This window comes from Echinicola shivajiensis (genome assembly GCF_018642165.1).
Classification (GTDB): Bacteria; Bacteroidota; Bacteroidia; order Cytophagales; family Cyclobacteriaceae; genus Echinicola; species Echinicola shivajiensis.
On the sequence record NZ_JAHHZM010000007.1, the window covers coordinates 25072 to 49874 of the forward strand.

Genomic DNA, 24803 nt, shown 5'->3' on the forward strand with positions numbered 1-24803 from the left:
AGACAAGTATCATGAAAAAGATAAAAATTCTATATATCGCTTTGATCAGCGTGGCCTCTGGAACAATGATGTCCTGTGAAAGTAAGCTGGATCAATCCCCTAAGTCTTCATTGGGATCAAACGCATTCTATCAAAATGAGTCAGACTTTATCAAAGCACTTTCAGGTGTTTATAATGGCTTGAATGCCTATCCAATCAATCATTTTGAACTGAGTGAGGTGCGCTCGGATAATATTTACAGCCCGGGAACTGCAGGTGTGAGGGATTATAACCTGATCAATAACTTCAATACCAATTTGGCAACAGCCGGTATTATGAACAGCACTTGGAATGACCTGTACAATAATATCATGCGTGCTAATACCATTTTGGAAAAGCTGACTGCTGATGTGGTAGCAGATGATAATATGCGGGCCAGGATTGAGGGTGAAACAAAGTTCTTGAGGGCCTTATTTTATTTTGATTTAGTACGGTTTTATGGAAAAGTTCCACTGTTTGATCGACCAGTTACTCCTTTGGAAGCCTTGGAAATACCAAGGAGTCCAGTTGCTGAAGTTTATAATCTGATTATTACTGATTTGGAATTTGCCATTTCAAACTTGCCAGATGAATTCACCAGCGCCACGGATTTGGGCAGGGCTACCTCCCACGCTGCCAGAGGGCTTTTGGCCAGGGTATATATGACCCGGTCTGGAACGCAACTTCATCCGGATGGACCAGTATTAGGTACCAATGAATGGGATAAGGCCATTAGTTTATTGGATCAGGTGATCAGCAGTGGCCAGTTTGATTTGGTGGACAATTATGCAGATATCTTTGCCTATGACAATGAGAATAATGAGGAGATTGTGTTTGACATCCAGTTCTTGAGTGGTGGCCAAGGTGTAGGTGGAGAATATGTGCAATATCATTATCCTGAAGCATTTGCCAGAACCAATGGGATTCCATTTGCAGGAGGGACTTTTCCTGATGCACCGAAAACGGTATCAGCCAACTTAATGGACTCCTATGAGGGCAATGATGTTCGTGATGATTTTTCAGTTTGGATCAACTATGATGATGGGAATGGAAATATCACCCAGGACAGATTTATCAAAAAGTACCTGGATCTGGATAATCTGGGTGTAGATCGTTTTGATTTTGAGCTGAATTTTCCAGTAATACGTTATGCTGATATTTTGTTGATGAAGGCTGAAGCCTTGAGTAAAAGTGGAGGTTCACAGTTGGAGATAGATGCCTTGGTGAATAGGATTCGTCAAAGAGCTGGCCTTTTATTGCCTTTGGTCAATGTTTCCTATGCGCAGATCATGGAAGAGCGAAGAAGGGAGTTTATTGGTGAAGGACTGAGATGGCATGATCTGGTAAGGTCAGGAATGGCCATCGAAGTGATGGACGCTTGGATTGCGGAGGAAGATGAGGCCAATAAAATCTCTACCGATATCACATCTGATGATATGATTTATGCCGTTCCAATCAACCAATTGGATGTCAAGGAAGGCTTATATGACCAAAATCCTGGGTATTAAACGATGGAAATGAAATAAGGCTTAATTAAACCATCCGCATCAGTCGGATGGTTTTTTGGCTTTTGATTATCTGCTTTGAAATGAAATTGTGTCAATAATATTATTTTATGTTTAGCCGGAAATACTCGACACCTGCCTTTTTAAAATAAAAACTAATTCAAAAATTATGATTCAGCGATTTCCAAGACACAGTATTTTTCAATTTTGTGTCCTGCTTATAACCTTGTTTCTAACACTGCAAAGTCCCTTGGTCCTTGCACAGGAATATTGGCATGGGGAATATAGGGAGCTTCGATACCAACCGGATGGAGAGGATTTTGTAATCAAAAATGGAGCGCGTAGGTTCAACCGGGCACTTTATGGTTATCACTCTGATTTCAGAACAGAAGCGGGAGATTTGCCTTTATTTTCTTTTTACTTACCGGGTATGGGAGGACACTTCCGCTTTGGCATACAGCAGGGAGAAAAATCAAAATGGCTGAGTGAGGCTACTTATATCGAGTCCCGCTACCGGGCAGGATCCATGGTCTATACCATTGCAGACCCTATGCTTTCAGGTGGAAAAATAGAAATAGTGGTCATGCCACTTAGAGATAGGGAAGGGGCTGTTTTTAAGGTGATGGCCAAAGATGAAGTTGGGGAAGTGAACCTGGTTTGGCTTTATGGTGGGGTGACAGGTAAGCGGTTTAGAAGGATGGGTGATTTGGGAGCAGATCCACCTTCTGTATTTGATCTGAAGGTGGAAAACTGTATAGGAAATAGTATACAGGTGAATGAAGGCAATCAGATAGCGCTTTTCTATGGTGATGAAAAAAGCGAAGAGGAAAGAGCCAAGATGATGGGTGTTTTTCCAGAAGTGGCTAGCCTGAAAAAGGTGAATCCTGAAGCGATGGATGATATTAATAGGCTTTGGTCGTCCCAGGCAGATGAAGCAGCGGCCATAATGGGGAAAATGAGCTTGTCTTCCAAGCAGCATTATTTTGCCATTTATCGGCCAGGTTTTGGTGAAATGGTTTATACAGACCTTCCCATAGCATTTGAAAGAGCGAATAAAGAAAGAGCTGCTTTAGCCAATAGGGTAATGGTGAATACTCCCGATCCTTTTATCAATACCATAGGTGGCGCCTTGGGGATTGCTGCAGATGCCATTTATGATGCCCCGGCCTATGTGCATGGTGCAGTGGCTTGGAGGATGCCCCTGCCTGGTTGGCGAGGAGCTTATGTGGCAGATTGGATGGGCTGGCATGATAGGGCAAGAAGCCATTTTGACGGTTACTTGGCCTCGCAATATTTGGGACCAGAGGGGAGTAGAAATGACCCTGACTCTGCAAAACATTTGGCCCGCCAACTTGAAAAAACAGGCAAATCTATTTTCAATAAAGGATATATCAGCAGGAGGCCAGGGGAGCCATCAGGCCCGCATCATTATGATATGAACCAGGTGTTCTTTGATCAGCTGATCCGCCATTTTGATTGGACAGGAGATATTCAATACCTGAAGGAAGTTTGGCCAGCAATCCAAAGACACCTTGCTTGGGAGCAGCGCAATTTTGATCCAGATGATGACGGCCTTTATAATGCCTATGCCAGTATCTGGGCCAGTGATGCCTTGCAGTATAATAGTGGTGGCGTCGCGCATTCTTCGGCTTATAATTATTATGCTCATAAAAAAGCAGCAGAATTGGCGGATATTTTGGGAGAGGATGGAAGCCGGTATCAAGCGGAGGCCCAAAAGATTTTGAGGGCCATGAATGAAGAGCTATGGTTAAAGGATAGTGGCTGGTATGCTGAATACAAAGACTTTTTGGGGCCGAAGACATTGCACCCCCAAGCGGGAGTTTGGTCGGTGTACCATACCCTAGATAGTGAAGTTCCGGATGCTTTTCAGTCTTTTCAAATGACCCGATATGTGGATACGGAAATTCCCCATATTCCCTTAGTAGCTGCAGGTCTTCCAGAAGGGGAATTCCAGACCATTTCCACGACGAATTGGATGCCCTATACTTGGTCTGTGAACAATGTGGCATTGGCGGAAGCCTTACATACCAGTTTGGCCTATTGGCAAGCAGGCAATGCAACAGGGGCTTTCAAGCTCTGGAAAAGTGCCATTTTGGAAAGCATGTATTTGGGAGGCAGTCCTGGGAACTTTCAGCAGTTGTCCTTCTTGGATGCCATGAGAAGCGAGCTTTATAGGGATTTTGCGGATGCTGTCGGTATGGGAGCGCGTTCTTTGATAGAGGGACTTTTTGGAATACAGCCTGACCTGATGCATGATCGTTTGACTATTCAGCCAGGTTTTCCGGACAGCTGGGATTACGCTAAACTGAAAATACCCGATTTGGCAGTTGATTTTAAAAGAGAAGGAAAAGAGGATCAGTATGAGGTAATTAACCGCTTTGGGAAAGGTTTGGAGTTGAATTTAATACTTGATGCTCCTTACGAGTCTATTCAGGAGTTGAAGATAGATGGCCAAGAAGCTTCTTGGAAACCTTTGGGAGAGCAGGTGGGAAGCCCCAAGGTCTCGATAAAAGTTCAGTTGGAAGCAAAGGCTACCATTTCAATTGTTTGGAAAGGGGCGGAAATAGAAGCGGTTTCACACGAAGAAAGTCTTGTTCCTAGGGATTTGATTAGACTTGGCAGTGATAAATTAGAAGTGTTACAGGTGTATGATCCAGAGAATATCTTGACGGAGGCTGAAGTTGCGGATAAAATACTAACAGCGAGTATTGGAAATGTCCTGGGCCATGGTACTTTTTTTGCAAAACTAAAGCAAGGTCAAATGAGTTGGTGGGAGCCAATAATCACTGAGGTGAAGCCTGTAATAGAATTAATATTGGCAAAGGAACAGGATGATTCATCCTTAAAGTTCAGGGTCAATCACCATGCTGAGCAAAAGCAACAACTAAGTATCAAAGTCAATGGGAATATATGGAAGGAGCAGCTTGATTTTAAGGCCAAGGAACAAAGAGATTTAACCATTGATTCGCATGAATTCCTCAAAACAGGGACGAATATAATAGAGGTGTTTGCAGGTGAGCAGCTACTTTCCCGTGAAAAAATGGTCAACTGGAACCTGCCTATTAAAGCTCGGGAGTTGGAACCAATTGATATTTCAGGTGCTTTTAACGATAAAGTGACCAATATCTTTAGAAATGAATATATAAGTCCGCGCTCGCCCTACCCTACCTTGCAAATACCCATCCAAGGGATGGGGGATTGGGCTTCATATGGGGCATATATGGATATTGATGATGTAGGTCTGAGGGCATTGGCTGGTGATGAAAATAAAATCACCTTACCACAGGGGATTCCATTCTTCTCCCCAGGAAATCCTGCCGAGGACAATATTGTCTTTACTTCGATTTGGGATAATTACCCTGATAGTGCAAAGGTTTCATTATCCGGCAGGGCTAGTCATGCCTATTTGTTGATGGCAGGTTCTACCAATCATATGCAAAGCAGGATAGAAAATGGAAAGGTCATTATTCATTATAAGGATGGCAGTGCTACTGAACTGTCCCTAAGGAATCCGGAGACATGGTGGCCTATTGAGCAGGACTATTATATAGATGGTTTTGCATTTGAAACAGGTGCTCCACGACCTGTCAGGGTACATTTAAAAACAGGTAAAATAAGTAATCAAGCCCATGATGATTATACGGCCATAGATCATTTTACTACTTATGCGATTGATGGAGGAGCGGCTACCGTTTGGGATCTACCACTTGACCAAAGTAAGGAATTGGATTACTTAGAGGTCAAAGCCACCACTATTGAGGTGCTTATTGGATTGATGGGGCTGACTTTGGAGAGATAGCAGCTTGTTAATATTGGGAATGAAAGAATAACTTCTAATAGTCATGATCTCAGGATTTAAGAATATTGTCCTGAGTTTTTCTTTGCTACATAGATTGACGGTTTAAATTATAATGTGTAGCCAATTTTACTTTAAATAGCCTTGCTCTTATCGGGTGGGGCTATTTTTGTTTTATACCAGCATGATTTTAAGAATTTCATTTAGGTGCAACTACCATTAAATGGTGTAAAACTAATCAATTATGCAAATATAATATCATGTTAAGCAAATAAAATATTAAAATAATATAAGAAAATATATAAATAATGCAAGCATACCCGTACTGTATGGTCAGCACAGGACAGTACAGATCAGTTGTGATTTCTGATGACAATATATTTAGATTATAATTTTTACCCTGAACTAATAGTAGAAAAGTAATTTCTCTAATTGGCAGATTTTAACAATAGAGTTTCGGGCTGAGACCTGGGCATAGTTGCCAGAGAAAATTAACAACCCAATTTAATAACCTAAACCAAGTTAAGATGATCAAAAGGATTACTTACTTTTTTTCAGCTTGCTTTCTACTATTTGGATGTAGGGAAGTAGGCTGGGAAGAACATTATGAAAGTCCCGAATGGCTTAAAGGAAATGCCTGGGAATTGCTAGAAAGCAGGGGAAATTTTACCATCTTTCTTGAAGCCGTTGAAAAAGCGGGATTTAAGAGTCTGGTGGAAGGAAAAGGAATTATCACGGTGCTTGCTCCGTCAGATGAGGCCTTTGAAAAGTACTTTTCTGAAGAGGGTATTGGCGGTGTCGATGAACTATCGGTAGCTGAGGCCAAAAAGTTGATGGGCTACCATTTGGTGTATTATTCTTTTTCCCGAAATCGTTTTGCCAATTACCGTCCTGAGGGACAGTCAGTGGAAAAGCCAGCCTTGGCGGGAATGTATTACAAGCACCGTACCAAAAGCCGGGATACAGTTTCGGTGGAGATGGACAAGGTAGCAGGGAAAGAGCGAACGATTTTTCACAAGGAGCGCTTTGTGCCTGTCTTTTCCTATAACTTATTTACTTCTAAAAATATCGATGCCGCATCCAATTACGAGTACTTTTACCCTGAAAGTAGATGGACCGGTTCAGGAGGGTTCAATGTTTCAAATGCTACGGTAGATGAATATGCCTTGCCTACTGATAATGGCTATGTCTATATTGTGGACCGCGTGGTAAAACCATTAGAGACGATCTATGATGAACTGGGACAAGAGGCAAACTACAGTGACTTTATAAAAATTTACGATCGTTTTACCAGTTTTTGGTATGATGATGAAACTTCCAAGGCCTATGCAGAGGCGGGTGATTCTTTGTATATAAAGATACATACTGGTCTACCAGAAATCGCTTCCGAATGGTCATATAATGGCGGCGTTGGTCTGGCGGATTATGCAAATTTAGCAGCACTTTCAGGCAATGCCTATAATGTCTTCGCCCCAAACAACACTGCATTGCAGACTTTCTTTAATGAATACTGGGCCGATCATTATGCTTCCCTTGACGAGGTGCCATTTTTGCCGATCAGGTTATTGCTGACTAACCACGTCTACCAAGGAAGCATTGTTTTTCCTTCCGAAATCGAACGAGGAGATATCCAAAGTATCTATGGTAATATCATTCAGTTTGATCCTGAGCAAGACGTGGAAGAGAAAGGAATAGGAGTAAATGGCGTTTATTATGGCTTGAACGAGGTGATCGTTCCTGAACTTTTCCGTGGAGTGATCGGTCCTATGCTTCAGCAACCCGAATACAGCATGTTTTTACAAATGCTCTACAGTTCAGGCAGCCTGCAAGCCTTTCTCGGTGATGCCCTGAAGTTTACTGTCTTTATTCCCAGCAATGAGACCATTCTCAATACCATTTATGGGGGGAGTGAAATTTTCTGGAACGAAGGTAATCCATTGCAGTTTGGCGATGAAGCGGTAGAGGTTGAAAATGCCGATGGTATCCGGGTACCTATGAGTACCGGTGCGATGAGGGCTTTTGTCCAAAACCATATTGTAACAGAGGAAATCACGGAGATTTCTGGTACAAAGGTTTACAGGACAAGAAATCCATTCAGCTATCTGTATATCTCTGATGAGGGGGTAGCCTCCTCCAATAATTATAACCTTGGAGAGTTTGCTCCAGCATCGGCAGTCAGTGGTGAATGGAACAATGGCATGGCCTACGAAGTAGAACGCTCATTAATCCGTGAAGAAGGAAGTTTCAAATACATCATCGCATCAGCCAGTTCAGGAACAAGTACCATTCAGGAATTTTCAGAGTTTTCCAAACTCCTCTCCCAAGCGGGTTTGGTGGACCCCAATAACGAATTTGAATTTTTATTTGGGGACAATTATATGCTCTTTGCACCGACCAACGAGGCCATTTTAGCAGCCAAGGAACAAGGCCTTATTCCAGAAGATGAAGGTGATTTGGAGAATTTTCTTCGGTATTTTTTTGTGCCGGCGAGTACCAATAGCTATAGCGATTATGCTTTTCCAGGCATGGGTGTTCAAGGCGAGCTGGTCACTGCCCAGGAAAATGGCGATGTATTCAGTCAACTTGCACTTTTGGACAATGGTACAGGCCTACAGGTAAGGTCGGCTACAGGAGAGACGGCCAATGTGGTCAGTGTTTTTCCAAAAATCTATGTGGATGGCGCTGTTTATCAGATTGATAAAGTGCTCAGTTCAGGACATTAAACCCTCAATACCAGTTTTATGAAAACAACTTATATCATTAGCTGTCTGCTAATGCTGCTCTCTGTATTGCCTTTACAGGCACAAGAGCAACAGACGGTTTTGACAGGAAAAATAACCGATACAGGTGGAGAACCGCTTATTGGCGCGAGTATCTTCATCGAAAATGAACAGCAAAGGAGCTTAAATGGAACGATTTCTGACGAAAATGGAAATTATCGATTGGCAGTTCCTCAGGGAAATAACCTAAAAGTGGTTTTCTCCTATATTGGTTTTAAAACCAAAAAGTTAAGCATTGGGAATCAAACGACCCTCAATGCCACATTGAATGAAGATGCCTTCGAATATGGTTCGGCAGAAGTAGTGGCGGAGCGCGTGCAGACCAATTCACTGGGCATTAGCCAGCGTGAGCAAGTGTCTTCCAGCCAGCGCTTTGATGTGGAACAATTAGAGGAAGTACCCATGACCTCAATTGAGTCAGGGCTTCAGGGTCGGATGGCCAATGTGGATATTATCTCAGGTGCTGACCCTGGATCAAGGAGTACTATTCGGATTCGGGGGACATCTTCGCTGAATGCCAATTCCGACCCATTGATTGTGGTGGACGGGATTCCTTATCCTACTAATTTTGGAGATGATTTTAACTTTGCTACAGCCAATGACCAGGATTTTGGGGCCTTGGTCAATATCTCTCCCAATGATATAGAGTCCATCGAGGTACTGAAAGATGCAGCTGCTACGGCCATTTGGGGTTCCCAAGGTGCTAATGGTGTGCTGATATTCAAAACCAAGAAAGGGAAAAAAGGCAAGACGAAGTTCTCCTTTTCTACCAAGTCAGAAATGAAGAAAGAGCCCAATACCATTCCCATGCTCGATGGTTCCCAATATGTCAGCCTAGTGCAGGACGGGATTTGGAATTCGATCAATGATGTAGGCTATCAGTCTGGGTCAGCCTATACGGACTTGTTGTTTCAGACACCTGAAATCAATTTTGACCCGGAATGGGTGTACTTTGACGAATACAACCAAAACACCAATTGGATAAATGAGGTAACTCAACTGGGGTATTTTTTGGACAATAACTTCTCGCTCAGTGGAGGTGGGGACAAGGCCATCTACCGAGTCTCATTAGGCTATCTCCGAGATGTAGGAACGACGATTGGTACCTCATTGGATCGGTTTAATTCCATGGCCAGTGTAACCTATAATTTCTCTAATAAATTGAGTGTAAGTGCGGATATGTCGTATTCGCAGAGTATTAAAGAGGCTAATTGGACGGGAAATGGTATTTCGTCGGCCCGATCCATGGCCATGAGAAAGATGCCCAATATGAGTCCTTATGTGCTGGATGCCAATGGAAACAGGACTTCGGAATATTTCTCACCTTTGGAGAATTTCCAGGGGAGTTTTGCCAATAATAAATTTTACAATCCAGTAGCATTGGTGCATGAATCAAGCAATCAGACCAAGGCTGATAATGCGCGGGTAATCTTTCGCTTGCGGTATCAGTTCAACCCTGATCTGCAATACCAAGGGACAGTAGGCTTTGATACTAGAACGAATAAAAACACCAGCTTCCTGCCGCAGTCAGTTACGGGGGTACTCTGGACGGATCCTTATTTTAACAGGAGTTCGGACATGCTTTCAGATCAACTGTATATCAATACCGAAAATAAACTGATTTATAATAAGGCCATCAATGATAAAAACCATATTATCCTCAGTGGCTTGGTACAGTCCAATGAAGGAAGAAATTTTGGTTATGTCAGTCAAACCAGCGGAAATGCTTCGGTTTCGTTAAGTGATCCTACAGATGGCGCTGCCGTTTCCAGAATGGAGTCTGATAACTCTATGACCAGGAGAGTGTCGACGATTGCTAATGCCCACTATACCTTTAATGGTAAATACATCATTTCTGGTGGTTATCGCTGGGAAGCCAATTCCAGCTTGGGTGCCAGTAACCGTTGGGCTGGATTTCCTTCCATCGGTTTGGCCTGGCACTTCGGTGACGAGCCATTTATGAAGGACCTTGCCGGCATTGAGTTGGGCAAATTAAGGGCTAGCTGGGGTAAAAGCGGTAACCCTCCAGGAGGCGCCTTTCCTTATATCGGTACGTTCAGCCCGATCACTCCTGGCTATATGGACATGGTAGCCATTTCCCCTTCCAGTATCCAGCTGGAAAACCTTCGCTGGGAGACGATTACCCAGTCCAATATCGGCATTGACTTTTCCCTGATGGAGGGCAGGTTATATGTTACTGCAGAAGTGTATGATAGACTTACCACAGATTTATTACAGAAAGATTATAGCTTACCTTCTTCCACAGGATTCTCAGAGGTGAGGTACTACAATTCCGGAGAAGTGTATAATAGGGGCTGGGAGCTGATTTTTAACTATGATGCGATCAAGCGAGAGGACTTGGGGGTATCTTTTAACTTCAATATTGCCCGAAACCGAAATAAGGTGGAGGAGCTTCCCGAAAACATGCTGTTTGAAAACTATGAGTTTAAAAACGGATCCTATGCCCACAAGATTGTGGAAGGAAATCCAATTGGATCTTTTTATGGCTATCGCTATGAAGGCGTCTATCAGAATGGGGAAGAAACCTATGCAAGAGACAATGATGGCAACTTGATGTACGATATCGATGGCGAACTGGTCTATATGCAAAATGGAAACCGCCGTGTATATCCCGGTGATGCTAAATATGAGGATATCAACGGAGACGGCGTCATTGATCAATTTGATATCGTTTATTTGGGAAATGCCATGCCCTTATTCACAGCTGGTACCGGTTTTAACATCCGGTGGAAAAACTTCATGCTGACTACCTTTTTCCATGGAAGGTTTGGGCAGAAGATTGTCAACCAGACCCGGATCAATACTGAGAACATGTATGGAACATCCAACCAAAGTACTGCTGTGCTTCAACGGTGGAGACATCAAGGAGATGATACGAATATTCCTAGGGCGCTTTATAACGAAGGGTATAATTACTTAGGCTCAGATCGTTTTGTGGAGGATGGTTCATTTGTACGGTTAAAGACCGTTTCGCTGCGGTATTCTTTGCCAAAATCTTGGTTGTCATCCAATAAGATCGATCGGTTTGATGTGTTTTTTACCGCTCAAGACCTGCATACTTGGACCAACTATTCCGGCCAAGATCCGGAGGTCAACCTCTCCAGCAATATTTACATGCTTAGTGTGGACGGTGCATCCACTCCACGTCCCAAGCGATTTGCAATGGGTGTGAATATGAACTTTTAATCCGAAGTAAACATGAGAAAGACATATATATGCTTACTGGCTGTCATGACATTTGCCATCAGTTCATGTAATGATTGGCTGGAACTACAGCCCGAAAATAATCAGGTCAGTGATGAATACTGGACCAATAAAGAAGAAGTGGAAGCGGTTCTTGGTGCCGGCTATGTGAGGCTTCGTGAAACCATGGAGCAGCAGCTGGTTTGGGGGGAAATGCGCGGGAATGGTCTAACCACGGGTAGTGGGGCCATCTTAGCAGATATCTTTAGAATCAATCAATGGGATATTCTCCCGGGTAATGATTTTGTGAAGTGGGATAAGTTTTACCAGGTAATCAATTATGCCAATATGGTCATCAAGTATGGCCCCGAGGTGGTGGAGCGAGATCCTTCTTTCAATCAAAATGTCATGCAATCTTACCTGTCTGAAGCTTATTTCCTGAGGGGCTTGGCTTATTTCTATTTGGTGAGGAATTTCCGAGATGTGCCATTGATCACAGAGCCGTATATGGATGATCAGACAGCCTTTGAAGTGGCCAAATCCCCATCCAACGAAATTTTCCAACAGATTAAAGTGGATCTAGAAGGTGCAGTGGAATATGCCAAGGAAGTCGCGCCTACCGTCTGGGAAGCGAAGGGAAGGGCTACCAAGTGGTCCATATATGCCACACTAGCGGATGTTTACCTGTGGACGGAAGAGTATGAGAAGGCGATACAGGCTTGCGATGCCGTCATCAACAGTGGCCAACTGGGATTGCTGGAAGGAATGGTCAACAATAATAATAATTGGTACAGCATCTTCAGTGAGGGTAATACCAATGAAGGGATTTTTGAAATCCAATTTGACTTTGACAAAAGCCAGACGAATAATTTGATGTCCTGGTTCGGTACAAACCAAAGGTATAATGTTACCGAACGCACGGTAGAATTATTTGCGGAATCGGATGAAGATGTCCGAGGAGAAGGAGCGAGCTATTTGGCTGGAGACTTTAGCGTTTGGAAATACTTGGGTGCAGAAGCAGAAACAGGTATCCCAAGGGTTTACAGTGACCAAAACTGGATCATTTATCGTATTGCGGATATTTATTTGATGAAGGCAGAAGCGATGGTGATGAAAGGTACTGGCAGCTATGGAGAAGCCGCAGAGCTGATCAATCAGATACGTGAACGCGCCCAAATTTCAGAACCTGTATCGGCCGCTTCCACGGAATTGGAAATGCTACAATTGGTCATGGAAGAGCGGGGTAGGGAATTCGTCGGCGAAGGTAAAAACTGGTATGATATCCTTCGCGTTGCGAGCAGGAATGACTATCAATACAAGGACTACCTGATTACCCAGGTGCTGCTGACGGCTCCTGCGAGTTCCGCTCCCATCATACGTTCAAAATTGCTTGACGAAGACAGCCATTACTTGCCCATTCACATCCAAGAGTTGGCTGCTAACAGGCTTTTGGAGCAAAACCCCTATTACGATAACCTAAATTAACCTCGCCATGAAGATCATAAAGAACTATTTCATATACCTAATGGGGCTGGTCATGGCACTGGTCTCTTGCTCGGATCCCTATGAGGAGACGACATTTACCGCTTACGAAGAGTTGCCTATTTCCTTATTGCTGGAATCCCAGCCAGAAAAATTTTCCATGTGGGTAGAGCTTATGCAACATGCGGATATGTACAATACGCTGAATCTTAAGAGTACCTATACGGTTTTTGCGCCAATTAATGAAGGCGTACAGGAATATTTGGAGGCCAATAACTGGTCCAATATAACAGACATTCCCAAAGAGGATGCTGCCTATTTGGTAAAATACCACACCATCAATCAGGTTAAAATCAGCCAAAGTCAATTTGAAAACGGTGTGATCAATGACCGCAATGCCACCGATGATAATCTATCCATTGAATTCCGCGAAGGTGGTCTGAATGCCATCTTCCTCAACGGGGAATCCCGCATCAAGGACTTGGACATCGAGGCGACCAATGGTATCATCCATAGTTTGGAAGAGGTGCTGGTGCCGGTAAGGGCCACGATAATGGATCGTCTGGGAGAGGAACGTTTTTCGATCTTCCGGGAGGCAGTGGAGATGACAGGGAGAGCGGATATACTTAATACCATTGTGATTGAAGAAACAGATATCAGCGGAAATCCCTTGGAATACAGAATTCGCATGACAGCTTTTGCGGTGTCTGATGAGGTATATGCCCAAGAGGGCATCATGAGTTTGGAGGATCTGATTGCAAAATTGGAGGTGGAGGATGATAATTATACAGACAACGAGAATGGCTTGAGAAAGTATGTGGATTATCACTTGCTGTCGCAAGTTAGGTCCTTTGCGGATTTAGGTAAGTTTCCGGAAGGAGAGACTTCTATGAACATCAATACCTTGGCGACCAATGAGCTGATTAACATAGCCGATCGGTCTGGAAGTTTGGTGATGAACTTTGATGCAGCAGCTAACAGGGGAGTGGAGTTTATTGAAGAAAACATCAATTGCAAAAATGGTGTCATGCATGAGGTGGACCATTGGATGCCACTGTTCACTCCGGAAAGGGTGACGGTCATTTGGGATTTGACAGATTATGCTGACTTGCAAGCCCTTTGCGACCAATACCAAAACAGCAGTTTGAATTCCACTTATACGAGGGCTTTTACCCAAGAGGAATTGAGCTGTTATAAGTGGAAGTCGACACCTGAATACCGACCAAATGCAGTGGCTTATCGGAATAATCGAGGTGCTGATGGTATCTGGTATGCTGATGCGGTAAATCACGATCACCTTCGGTTGGATTTGGGACAGTCCGGTTGGATAGAGATGGAGACCCCAGTGCTGATCAAGGGAAGCTATGAAATCACCATGACTTACCTCAGCTATACAGAAAAAGAAAACACAGGTTACCTGCAGTGTTCTATGGACGGAAAAAGACTGGGCAGTCAATGGCCAGTATCCAATCGACGCTATGACAGGGCATTGGAGAGGCGTATGACTAGTTCATTCACCTTTGATGAAACCGGCAGCCATACACTCAGAATTGTGGCCATTGACGGTGAATTGCTAACACTAGATCACATTAGATTTAAACCTGTTGACTAAAAATGAAGCGCATGAAAAATTTAAAATATCTATTAGGACTGGCCCTCATACTCTGTATGGGGTGTAAAGAAACCTGGGATGAGCACTATGGCTTGGTAGGAACAGATGAAAATACCCAAGTGGTTTCGGAACTCAACCTATTGGATTACCTGAAATCAAACCCAGACTATGCCAAATTTGTGGAAGCGTTGGAAGTGAATGGGATTGCTGAGGAATTAACCAGAGATCAATATTTATCAGTTTGGGCGGTGAATAATGAAGGGATGGATGCCCTCGCCCAAATGAACTTGGATACTGAATTTGTCCTACGCTACCATATCAACAACCTGACCTATGATATGAGCAAGTTAAGGGATGGGCTGAGGTTGAGGTCACTTAATGGAAAATACATTCCCGTGACCCGTAAGATAGAAAATAACATTATGGTGGCAGATGCTACCATAACGAATGGAAATCAGTTTTGTCAAAATGGAGTGGTACATGAAATCAGCGAGCTGATGGTGCCTGATGAGAGCATTTATGATTATGTCTACCAGCTTTCAGATGATTATTCCATGATCAGGGATTCTGTATTTGCGGCTAATGATACGCTTTTTGATGCCCAAAATAGTGTTCCGATTGGGGTAGATAAGTCTGGAAATACGATCTATGATTCAGCATTTGTGATTGAGAATCCGATTTTTGAGGAGGTTGATTTTAGGTCAGAATTTTCTCAAGTGACCATGTTTCTGCCCAGCAACCAAGTGGTGGACAATTGCTTTCAGAACCTTCAGGGACTTTATGACCAATTTGGTAAGCCTTTTACCAGAGAGGATTCTTTGACTGCTTGGAATTGGATTATGGATGCGGTTTTCTATGATGATATAGTAGAGGATTATGGTTCGGAAGAGGATTTGATTTCTGCTTTTGGAGCACGGTGGAAAACCTCCATACAAGGTGTCAATACACAATACAAAAGGATGAGCAATGGCCGAATCTATGATGTGAATTTCTTGAAGATTCCAAACAATGTCCACATATCGGCCATTAAACAGCTGTTTTATTATTATGAATTTGTGCCAGATGCCCAACGTGATGCGCTTTTTACCTTTCACAATGCCACAGAGATCAGGGCGCAGGGCACGGACAATTATTCTTTTCCAAGCTTGAATGTATCGGGTACATATACCATCCTTCGCTTGTTTGGAGATGATATTCCAGGCCAACCCTTGGCAGTGGATTATACACCGGTAAAGCTTGACAAAAACGAAGATGGTACCACGACAGCCTCCGTGGTGGAAGTGCCCCCAGGGGAATATAACCTTTATATGGGGGTTCAGTCCAAGAACCATCCCTTCTTGAATGTCTACATTGATGATCAACTGGTAGCTTCTGAGTTAAACGTGGAGCCTTCATCACCATGGAACTATGACAGAAGCACCAATACCGTTTCAGGAACCAAATGGGATGGTCTCGGCGGCTTGGTCGGCGTTGTGAATATTGAAGGGGATGAAGTACGAACTTTTAAGATCCGGATAGAGGTGGCTTTGTTAGGGAAATCCTCCAGAGAAGAAATGAAGCTTTATCACTGGGCGCTTGTACCCACCCAAAATAACTATTGATGAAAATGGAAGGAACAATGATAAAACAACATAAAATAGCCTTACTGATTGCAGTGATGATGGTGTTGGCTTTTGGGGCCAATGCTCAGCAAGTGCTGAAAGGAAAGGTAAGCAGCCCTTACGGTGATGCTCCTATCAGTGATGCTTACATTTCGATAGCGCATGAGGAAAGTACTGCCCAGACGGATGAGCAAGGCGAATTCAGTATAGAATTAGACCATTTGGAGGGTGATTTGACCGTTTGGGCTCCTGGATTTCAAGAGCAGGTGATTCCTTTGTTAAGTAGGGATTATATTGAAATTGTCCTGATTCCCCAGCGGACAGACTATTATGATGTGCCAGCCAAAAGTGATGCCCAAGGAAATATGAAGGGCGCAGTATTACCCGCGGAACGTTTTAAACCGAGTGCCATGTACGTGGAGGATGTCCTTCAAGGGGCATTCCCTGGGCTAAATGTCATCAACAAAGGAGGCATGCCAGGAGAAGGTGCTACGGTGAATTTGCGGGGGATTCGATCCTTGACAGGCAAGAATGCCCCACTCATCATCATCAATGGTATGCCCTATTTACCAGATATGAACAATTCTGCGATCATCCAAGGCTATTCTCCCAGCATGTTCAATGTCCTCAGCGTGGATGATATTGACAATATCAAACTCGTAACGGGAAGTGCAGCTTCCCGGTATGGCTCCATGGGATCTAATGGTGTTTTATTGATCGAGACGAGCTCTCCAAAGGATATGGAAACTGTAATCGAATTTTCCGGTCAATATGGCATGGCCTACAATAATAAACGCCTGCCGGTATTGGGTGTGGATGATTTTAAAAGTTATATCGGAGATGTGGGGCTTACCCGTTATGAAGATATGGGCGATATGCTGGATTTGTTTCCTTTTTTGCGCGACGATCCAGATTATTACTATAATTTCCTTTATAACAATCAAACCGATTGGCAGGAGCTGGTCGATAAATCTGCCTTTGTTACTTCTAACCACCTGCGTGTAAAAGGTGGGGATGCGATTGCGAAGTATGACCTATCTGTAGGGGCCAGCAACCAAGGAGGAACCTATGATAATACTAATTTTACCCGTTATACGACTCGCCTAAATGCACAAATTGAACTGAGTCAGCGGTTTCAGTTGGTGACTTCCATGGGCTTGACTTATGGGAATAACAAACTGCACGAGCAGATCCTAAACGACGCTACTAATCCTTTGATGGCAGCCTTGTACAAGGCACCTATCTTGAGTCCATTTAAGAAAGATGAATACAATAACCAGCTGCCTGCTTATGATGCAGTTAGGCAGTTTGGAGTATCCAATCCTTTGGCTGTAGTAAATGATACTAAGATGGAATCGGATAATTTTGATGCCTTCTTGAACACAGGATTAAATTTTGAAGTAAACGATCGCACTAAAATGCAGGCCGTATTTGGCTATTATTCTGGCTATAAGCGGCAGTCTGCATTTATCCCTGGCCGGTCAAATCAGACCATTGCCCCACAGGAAGAAGGCGTGGCGCTTAACACTGCCAGGGCAGGAACCGGTAAAGTCTCTAATTTATTCTATAAGGTCAGTGCGGACATCGTAGAGGAATTGGCAGGAAATCCATTGGAGGCGGGCATTGGCTATCAGGGAGTAATGACCCGGCATGAGTTTGATGGAGGTTTTGGTAGGAATACCAGTTCGGATTTTTATAAAACCCTTTCCTATGTAGATGCAGAGGGAAGATACTTTTCTGGGTATCATAACGCTTGGAATTGGATGAGCCTTTACGGTTATGCCAAGTACACCATGGGTAGCCAATGGATTGCTTCCTTAAATATGTCGGCAGACGGTGCTTCTTCCACAGGAGCTGATGCGACCAGGTTTGGCGTCTATCCAGGATTGGAAATGACATGGCAAGCAAAGCACAGCCCATGGCTGAAGAATAGCCAAGTTGTGAATCAATTGGATATACATGTGGGTTATGGATTGACAGGAAACAGCCAGTTTCCTACTGGTCTGAGCCGCCAGTTTTATACCAGTCAGGCCTACCGTCAGTTGGCCGGGATTGTAAATGGCAATGTGGCCAATACCAGTCTGGGTCGGGAACGTAATCAAAACTTGGATGCGGGCATAGATGCAGGGTTCTTTGACAGACGGATTGTAGCCAGCGTCAACCTTTACCGGACCATTTCCTCAGATGTGATTTTTCCTCAAAGTATTTCCTCAGTATATGGTATTGAAGAAATGTATATCAATGGAGCCAAGCTGGAGAACAAAGGAATTGAGGCAGCAATACAGTTGAGATTGGTGGATAACAGGAATGTGAGCTGGAGTGTAGGAGGTACCATCAATAAAAATCAAAATAAGATCACTGCCATGGAATGGGGAGAAGGTCCTCTTATCCGCGAAATGGATGGTGGAAATTGGGCTGTTTCATCTGCTGTAGGTCAAAATCCTTATAATTTCTATGGCTTTGTCTCAAAAGGCGTGATCAGCACGCAGGAAGCAGCAGATGCCTTGGCTTTGGTGGATTACAAAGGTGACCAATTCAATGCAGGAGATATACAATTTGAAGATTTGAATCAAGATGGGGTTATTGATGATCAGGATAGAACTATCATCGGTGATGCTTCTCCTGACTTGTTTGGCAGTTTTTTTACCCAAGTCAGGTATAAGAAACTAGCCCTATCAGCCCAATTTACTTTTAGTTCAGGTAATCAGATCTATAACGGAGTAAGAAGGGAAATGGAATCACTGAGTGATTTTAGGAACCAGTCATTGGCCGTGGATAAGCGTTGGCAGACGGATGGTCAACAGACCGATATTCCCAAAGCCAACTATGGTGACCCAATGGGCAATAGTCGTTTCTCTGATCGCTGGATAGAGGATGGATCTTATCTGCGCCTAAATAATGTCACTTTGAGTTATCAGTTGGGCAAGTGGAGCTTTTTCGAAGGTGGAGAAGTGTATTTGGCGGGTGAAAACCTGCTGACATTTACCGACTATTTAGGGCTGGATCCAGTGGTTTCTTATGCCTATCAGCCCGCTTGGCAAGGAGTAGATTATGGTGCCATGCCACTACCTTCTACCGTCAAATTCGGTTTTAACCTACAATTTTAATGACAGAAGCTATGAAGTATAATGCTTTTTATAAATATACCTTAATCTTGAGCTTATTGGTCTTGGGTAGCTGTGAAAGCTACTTTGAGACTGATACGGATGATATGCTCTTAGAGGAAAATTATATTGGAAATACCAATGAGCTGTATTCTGGTTACATGGGCATTGCAGCCAAGGTGCAGACAGTTGCAGATAAGGCTATTTTCCTTTCAGAGCTGAGAGGGGATTTCCTTGAACCTACGGATAATGCCCCACAAGAACTGTGGGAAATCTATAACTATAACATCAGCCCAGACAACAGCCTGGCTGATCCAAGGGAATACTATGATGTGATTTCCAATGCCAACAACTATATCAAAAAAGCCTTTGAATACAAGCAAGCCAATCCGAATGCAGTGGAAGATGCTGTTTTTGAGCCCTTGGTAAGTGGAGCGATCCGCTTTAAGGTATGGGCTTATCTGATGTTGGGTAAGCTTTATGGTGAAGCAGTGTACTTAGAGGAACCGCTGACTAAAGAAGCAGATTTGTCCCAATATCCCACGATGGGCTTTGAAGAGCTTATCAGTCAACTCATCAGCTTGATGGAAAGTGGTGTAAATGGGGTTGATGGTAAGCAGGTATTGATTTGGTCGGATCTCTTGTTTCCTGGTGTGAGTACTTCCGCACAGGACCTAACTTGGAACATGATCTGTCCATCACCTGAGCCGCTACTTATTGAGCTCTACCTTTGGAATGGTAATTATGAGCAAGTGGTGAGTTTGGGAATGTCCTTTATTTATGATCAGGGCAGTGGAAGGTATAAGCTGGGCAATGATGACTATAACGGGGAGTGGATCCAGTTCTTTTACCGAGATCCAATCACTAAAACTAGGGAGTTGATCAATATCGTTCCTTTTGATTACCAACGTCAACAGACTAACAGACTGATAGAGTATTTCTCCAATACAAAGCCCAATAAGTACTATTTACGCCCTACAGATGCGGCAATGGGGCGTTTTCAACAGCAGGTAAGACAAGATGGAATCACGATTGGTGATAATTATCGTGGAGAAAATTACACCTATTGGAGACAAAATGGTGAATGGGTAGTCCGTAAGTTCTCGCGTGCTCACGAAACCGCTGATAATATCCACAAGAATGATGTACATGTTGTTCTTTACAGGGCAGCTGATATCCATTTATTTATTGCTGAAGCACTCAATCAAATGGAACAATTTAAAGAAGCGGAGGCATTTCTTAATGATGGAGTTCAAAATTACATTTCCCGAAATGAAGATAATTTAGCCTATCCATTGAATAATGAAACCTATAACGCGGCCATAAATATTAACTGGGGAGTGAGAAGAAGGATTGATCTTGGGCCGGTTTATCCGGAGGGACTGAGCAAGGAAGACTTGGATACTCCTGAAAAGATTGAGCAATATAAAAAAGGTCTGGATAGCCTGTTATTGGAAGAAACCTGCATGGAGAGTGCAGGGGAGGCAAGATCTTATTTTGCCATGATCAGGATGGCGAAGAGATGGAATGATCCAAGCATGCTGGCTGACCGAGTAAGTGCTAAGTATCCTTCTGGAAAAAGTGAAAGCATCAGAAACCTGCTTATGCAACCTGAGAACTGGTTTATCAAGTACGATCTGAATAAATAAAAAGAGGCAAAACTCATGTCAAATCAAACACCAGATCCACAAGGCCTTTATTGTCATTCAATTATTGATTTCATACTTGGGGTTTGTTAATTCAGTACAGGATCGGGCAAATTCTTGCCCGGTTTTGTCTTTTTAATAGTAAGTATAGAGTAGCTAGTATTGAGTCTTGAGCTGGATTCTCATGACTCAATACTCATCAAAACCATTTGAAAAATGAGATATATCCCATTATTATTAGTCATAACATTATTTTCATCTGCGGTTAGCTATGCCCAGCAATTGGCCTTTCCAGGTGCAGAGGGCTTTGGTAAATATGCCTCAGGAGGAAGAGGAGGGGAAGTTTATAAAGTTACCAACTTAAATGATTCCGGTCCTGGTTCCTTTAGAGAAGCAGTAAGTCAGTCCAATAGGACAGTAGTTTTTGAAGTAGGAGGAGTGATTCATATTAAGTCTAGGATCGTGGTGAAAGAAAATATTACCATAGCAGGGCAGACTGCTCCTGGTGAAGGAATAACGATTTATGGAAATGGATTGAGCTATTCTGATGCCAACAATACCATTACCCGATATGTCCGTGTAAGAATGGGAAAGGTTGGAGACAAGGGAAAAGATGCAATAGGGATAGCTCACGGTCATGATATGATTTTTGATCATGTCTCGATTACTTGGGGCAGAGATGGAACTTTTGACCTCAATGGTGATGTGCAAAATGTTACTTTGCAGCATTCTATCATCGGACAGGGCTTGCAAACACATTCTACAGGAGGCTTGATCCAGCCGAATGGCGGTGTTTCTATCTTGTCTTGCCTATGGATCAATAACCATACTAGAAATCCCAAGGTAAAAGGTATGAATCAATATGTCAATAATGTGGTCTACAATTGGGCAGTTGCCGGTTATATTCAAGGAGGAGGCTCAGCAGGGAAATCTTATGCAAATGTAGAAGGCAATTATTTCATAGCCGGTCCCGAAACAGGAGATACTCCACCGTTTAACCGGTCCAATGAGAACTTTCATATTTATGCCAAAGACAATTGGTATGATGGGAACTTCAATGGAAAGTTGGATGGTGAGCCAGTAGAGAGAAAAGTATATGAGCCAGTTACGTGGATGGAAGAGCCCTTTGACTATCCAGAGGTGATGGCCCTCGATCCAAATGAAGCCTATCAGCAAGTTGTGGATCAAGTAGGTGCATCACTGTACAGGGATGAGGTGGATAAGTTCCTGATCAATGACTTGATTTCTCTTGGGAAAAAAGGAAAAACCATCAGTGATGAAATGGAGCTACCCATGAAAGGTCCAGGAAAGGTTAAAGGAGGCAAAGCTCATAAAGATAGCGATGGTGATGGAATACCAGACAAATATGAGCAGCGAAATGGCTTGGACCCGAAGGATGCTAATGATGGAAACCGGACAGACAAGAACGGATATACCGCATTGGAAAATTATCTTAATGGACTGGTAGAGGATCGTTCTCTAAGTTGGAATGGAAACCAGTTTTGATAGATTTTACTGTGTTGAAAAATATTTCAGGAAGGGATTTCGAGGGAAAGGAGATGAATGAGTCGGTTTTATCCGCAGTAATATCTTTTATGAAGCACATTAAATTCAATAATACCCATATGATCAAATTATTTAAGAAGCGTTCTTTCAAAGCATTTAGTTTGGTATTGTCTGCTGGATTAACTTTTTATTCATGCTCTATGCCCCAAGAGAGTGGGGAGGAGAAATCCACCCCAATAGACCGTTTTTCCTTGGTCAATAGGCATAATGTAGTATTGACTGAACCAGATACTTTAGCCTCCCTTTCTGTGGGGAATGGGGAATTTGCCTATACGGTGGATGTCAGCGGCCTGCAGACATTTCCTGAATATTATGAAAAGGGAGTGTCCCTTGGTACCCAAAGTCAATGGGGCTGGCATGCTTTTCCCAATCCGGACAACTATCAATGGGAGGAGATTTTACGATATGATACCTCAGCCATTGGTCAGGTGATATCTTTTCCAGTACAGTGGAAAGAGGGACGAAAAAAGAAAGTTACTGATTATTTCAGGACCAGTCCACATCGTCTGCATTTGGGCATTATTGGTTTGGAGATATTAAAATCAGATGGAAGTAAGGTGGACGTGGATGATCTGGAAAATATTCATCAGGAATTGGATTTATGGAATGGGAAGGTCACTAGTGAATACACCATAGAAGGTCAGCCTGTCAAAGTAGAACTTTTTGCCCACCAGGAAAAAGATGGGATTGCGGCAAAAATCAGTTCACCTTTGGTGGCAAGTGGCAAATTGAAAGTGAAGTTTGAGTTTCCCTATGGCTCTGGTTGCCATGTTTGTCCTGGATACGATTGGAGCAAAGAGGATAAACATACTTCTTATGTAGAAGTAAAAAGGCCAAGTCAAGTAAGTGTGTCCAGGACATTGGATAGCACCCATTACGTTACGGATATTAGTTGGGAAGGTAATGGCGCTTTTGAAAAAGCAGCAAAGCATTCTTTTCTGTTGAATGCCCAAGAAGGGCAGGAAACATTGGAATTTACAGCCCTTTTTTCCAAAGAGGGAGAGGATACATTGCCCGACTTTAAGGCTACCGCAAATAGCAGCAGCCAAGGTTGGGAAGAATTTTGGCAATCCGGTGGGGTGATTGATTTTTCAGAATGTACCGATGAGCGTGCAGAGGAGCTGGAAAGAAGAGTGGTGCTTTCCCAATACCTTACCAAGGTCAATTGTGCGGGTTCCTTACCTCCGCAAGAGACAGGATTAACCATGAACAGCTGGTATGGAAAGTTCCATATGGAAATGCACTGGTGGCACGGTGCGCATTTTGGGCTTTGGAATCGCGTGGACCTAATGGAGAAAAGCCTGCCTTGGTATTTCAGTTCATTGGAAAAGGCTAAAGCCACTGCAGCTCGTCAGGGATTTAAGGGAGCCAGATGGCAAAAAATGACTGATCCTTATGGAGATGAAAGCCCCTCCAAAGTGGCCCCATACCTGATCTGGCAGCAACCTCATATCCTGTACTTTGTAGAGCAACTTTATCAGGATAGGAAGGATCAGGCCACTTTAGAGAAATACAAGGAGCTTGTGTTCGAAACGGCCGAATTTATGGCATCCTTTGCAAAGAAAAGCGATAAGGATGGCAAATACCATTTGATTGCGCCATTGATTCCCGCTCAAGAGCTATTCCCTGCCAATGCTACCGATGATCCTCCTTTTGAGTTGGCTTATTGGCACTATGGCTTGAATATAGCATTGGATTGGCAAAAGCGTTTGGGTATGGAAGAAAATCCTCAGTGGAGAGAGGTCTTGGATAATTTAGCTCCTTTGGCCATTAAAGACAGTCTTTATCTGCCTAGCAGCACTCATCCCAGGGCTTATGAGGATGATTTTTATCTGCACGATCATCCAGTGGTTTTGGGGGCTTATGGGATTTTACCTAAGACCGATATGATCGATACGGTCATTATGAAAAATACATTGGAGAAAATTTTGAAGATTTGGAACTGGGATTCTACCTGGGGCTGGGATTACCCGATGATGGCCATGAGTGCAGCAAGACTCAATATGCCAGAAACAGCTTTGGAGGCCTTGTTTATGGGAAAAGAAAAGAATACCTATCTACCCAATGGTCATAACTACCAAGATACGCGGTTGAGAATTTATCTACCAGGAAATGGGGGATTGCTAACCACCGTGGCTATGATGGCTGCGGGTTGGGAAGGAGCGCCAGACCGGGCCAATCCGGGTTTCCCGGACAATGGAAAATGGAATGTCAAGTGGGAGGGACTGAGGAAAATGCCTTGAAATAGACGCTAGATATTATATGAAAGATGTGAGACTTTTGATTGAGCTTCGATCCCTGAGCTCGTCTGACGAAAGGCAGGCTTGTCGAAGGGTCGAAGGGCTTTTTTAGCTGCATCTGCAATGTGGCCTTTTGCTATCCTTTAAGCATTAAATATTATTTCACTTCGAATGCGGTATCTAAGCATTTATAAATTAAAACATTATAACCTTACAACCAGAATTTAA

The 24803-nt window shown here is 43.3% G+C and carries 11 protein-coding genes; all 11 read left to right on the forward strand.

Annotation, left to right across the window (positions count from 1 at the left end; translation table 11 throughout):
- Positions 1–11 precede the first annotated feature (11 nt).
- The 11 genes from KMW37_RS12900 (at position 12) to KMW37_RS12950 (ending at position 24578) form a co-directional block, all read left to right on the forward strand.
- On the forward strand, positions 12–1526 hold the full coding sequence (locus KMW37_RS12900; protein WP_215225052.1) for a RagB/SusD family nutrient uptake outer membrane protein: 1515 nt from the start codon (positions 12–14) through the stop codon (positions 1524–1526).
- 223 nt (positions 1527–1749) lie between these two features.
- On the forward strand, positions 1750–5343 hold the full coding sequence (locus KMW37_RS12905) for a DUF4450 domain-containing protein (RefSeq protein ID WP_246581476.1): 3594 nt from the start codon (positions 1750–1752) through the stop codon (positions 5341–5343).
- 524 nt (positions 5344–5867) lie between these two features.
- Positions 5868–8063, forward strand: coding sequence for a fasciclin domain-containing protein (locus KMW37_RS12910; RefSeq protein WP_215225054.1), 2196 nt, complete (start codon positions 5868–5870; stop codon positions 8061–8063).
- A gap of 18 nt (positions 8064–8081) precedes the next feature.
- Entirely contained in the window at positions 8082–11327 is a 3246-nt protein-coding gene (locus tag KMW37_RS12915; RefSeq protein WP_215225055.1) for a SusC/RagA family TonB-linked outer membrane protein, read from the forward strand.
- 12 nt (positions 11328–11339) lie between these two features.
- Positions 11340–12809 (forward strand): RagB/SusD family nutrient uptake outer membrane protein, encoded by a 1470-nt coding sequence (locus tag KMW37_RS12920; RefSeq protein ID WP_215225056.1) that lies wholly within the window; start codon positions 11340–11342, stop codon positions 12807–12809.
- Positions 12810–12816: 7 nt separating this feature from the next.
- Positions 12817–14418 (forward strand): fasciclin domain-containing protein, encoded by a 1602-nt coding sequence (locus KMW37_RS12925; RefSeq protein ID WP_215225057.1) that lies wholly within the window; start codon positions 12817–12819, stop codon positions 14416–14418.
- Positions 14419–14429: 11 nt separating this feature from the next.
- On the forward strand, positions 14430–16019 hold the full coding sequence (locus KMW37_RS12930) for a fasciclin domain-containing protein (RefSeq protein ID WP_215225058.1): 1590 nt from the start codon (positions 14430–14432) through the stop codon (positions 16017–16019).
- A gap of 17 nt (positions 16020–16036) precedes the next feature.
- Entirely contained in the window at positions 16037–19126 is a 3090-nt protein-coding gene (locus KMW37_RS12935) for a SusC/RagA family TonB-linked outer membrane protein (RefSeq protein WP_246581477.1), read from the forward strand.
- Positions 19126–20772 carry a RagB/SusD family nutrient uptake outer membrane protein gene (locus tag KMW37_RS12940; protein WP_246581478.1) on the forward strand — a complete coding sequence of 549 codons (1647 nt, stop codon included), beginning with the start codon at positions 19126–19128 and terminating at the stop codon, positions 20770–20772. The genes KMW37_RS12935 and KMW37_RS12940 overlap by 1 nt, the downstream gene beginning before the upstream one ends.
- A 213-nt stretch (positions 20773–20985) precedes the next feature.
- Positions 20986–22275, forward strand: a complete 1290-nt coding sequence (locus KMW37_RS12945; protein WP_215225059.1) for a pectate lyase family protein — start codon at positions 20986–20988, stop codon at positions 22273–22275.
- Positions 22276–22289: 14 nt separating this feature from the next.
- Positions 22290–24578, forward strand: a complete 2289-nt coding sequence (locus KMW37_RS12950) for a glycoside hydrolase family 65 protein (protein ID WP_246581479.1) — start codon at positions 22290–22292, stop codon at positions 24576–24578.
- Positions 24579–24803 lie beyond the last annotated feature (225 nt).

Coding starts and splice junctions, on each gene's coding strand:
- KMW37_RS12900 (WP_215225052.1), top strand. CDS start 12: ATGAAAAAGATAAAAATTCTATATATCGCTTTGATCAGCGTGGCCTCT.
- KMW37_RS12910 (WP_215225054.1), top strand. CDS start 5,868: ATGATCAAAAGGATTACTTACTTTTTTTCAGCTTGCTTTCTACTATTT.
- KMW37_RS12915 (WP_215225055.1), top strand. CDS start 8,082: ATGAAAACAACTTATATCATTAGCTGTCTGCTAATGCTGCTCTCTGTA.
- KMW37_RS12920 (WP_215225056.1), top strand. CDS start 11,340: ATGAGAAAGACATATATATGCTTACTGGCTGTCATGACATTTGCCATC.
- KMW37_RS12925 (WP_215225057.1), top strand. CDS start 12,817: ATGAAGATCATAAAGAACTATTTCATATACCTAATGGGGCTGGTCATG.
- KMW37_RS12930 (WP_215225058.1), top strand. CDS start 14,430: ATGAAAAATTTAAAATATCTATTAGGACTGGCCCTCATACTCTGTATG.
- KMW37_RS12935 (WP_246581477.1), top strand. CDS start 16,037: ATGATAAAACAACATAAAATAGCCTTACTGATTGCAGTGATGATGGTG.
- KMW37_RS12940 (WP_246581478.1), top strand. CDS start 19,126: ATGACAGAAGCTATGAAGTATAATGCTTTTTATAAATATACCTTAATC.
- KMW37_RS12945 (WP_215225059.1), top strand. CDS start 20,986: ATGAGATATATCCCATTATTATTAGTCATAACATTATTTTCATCTGCG.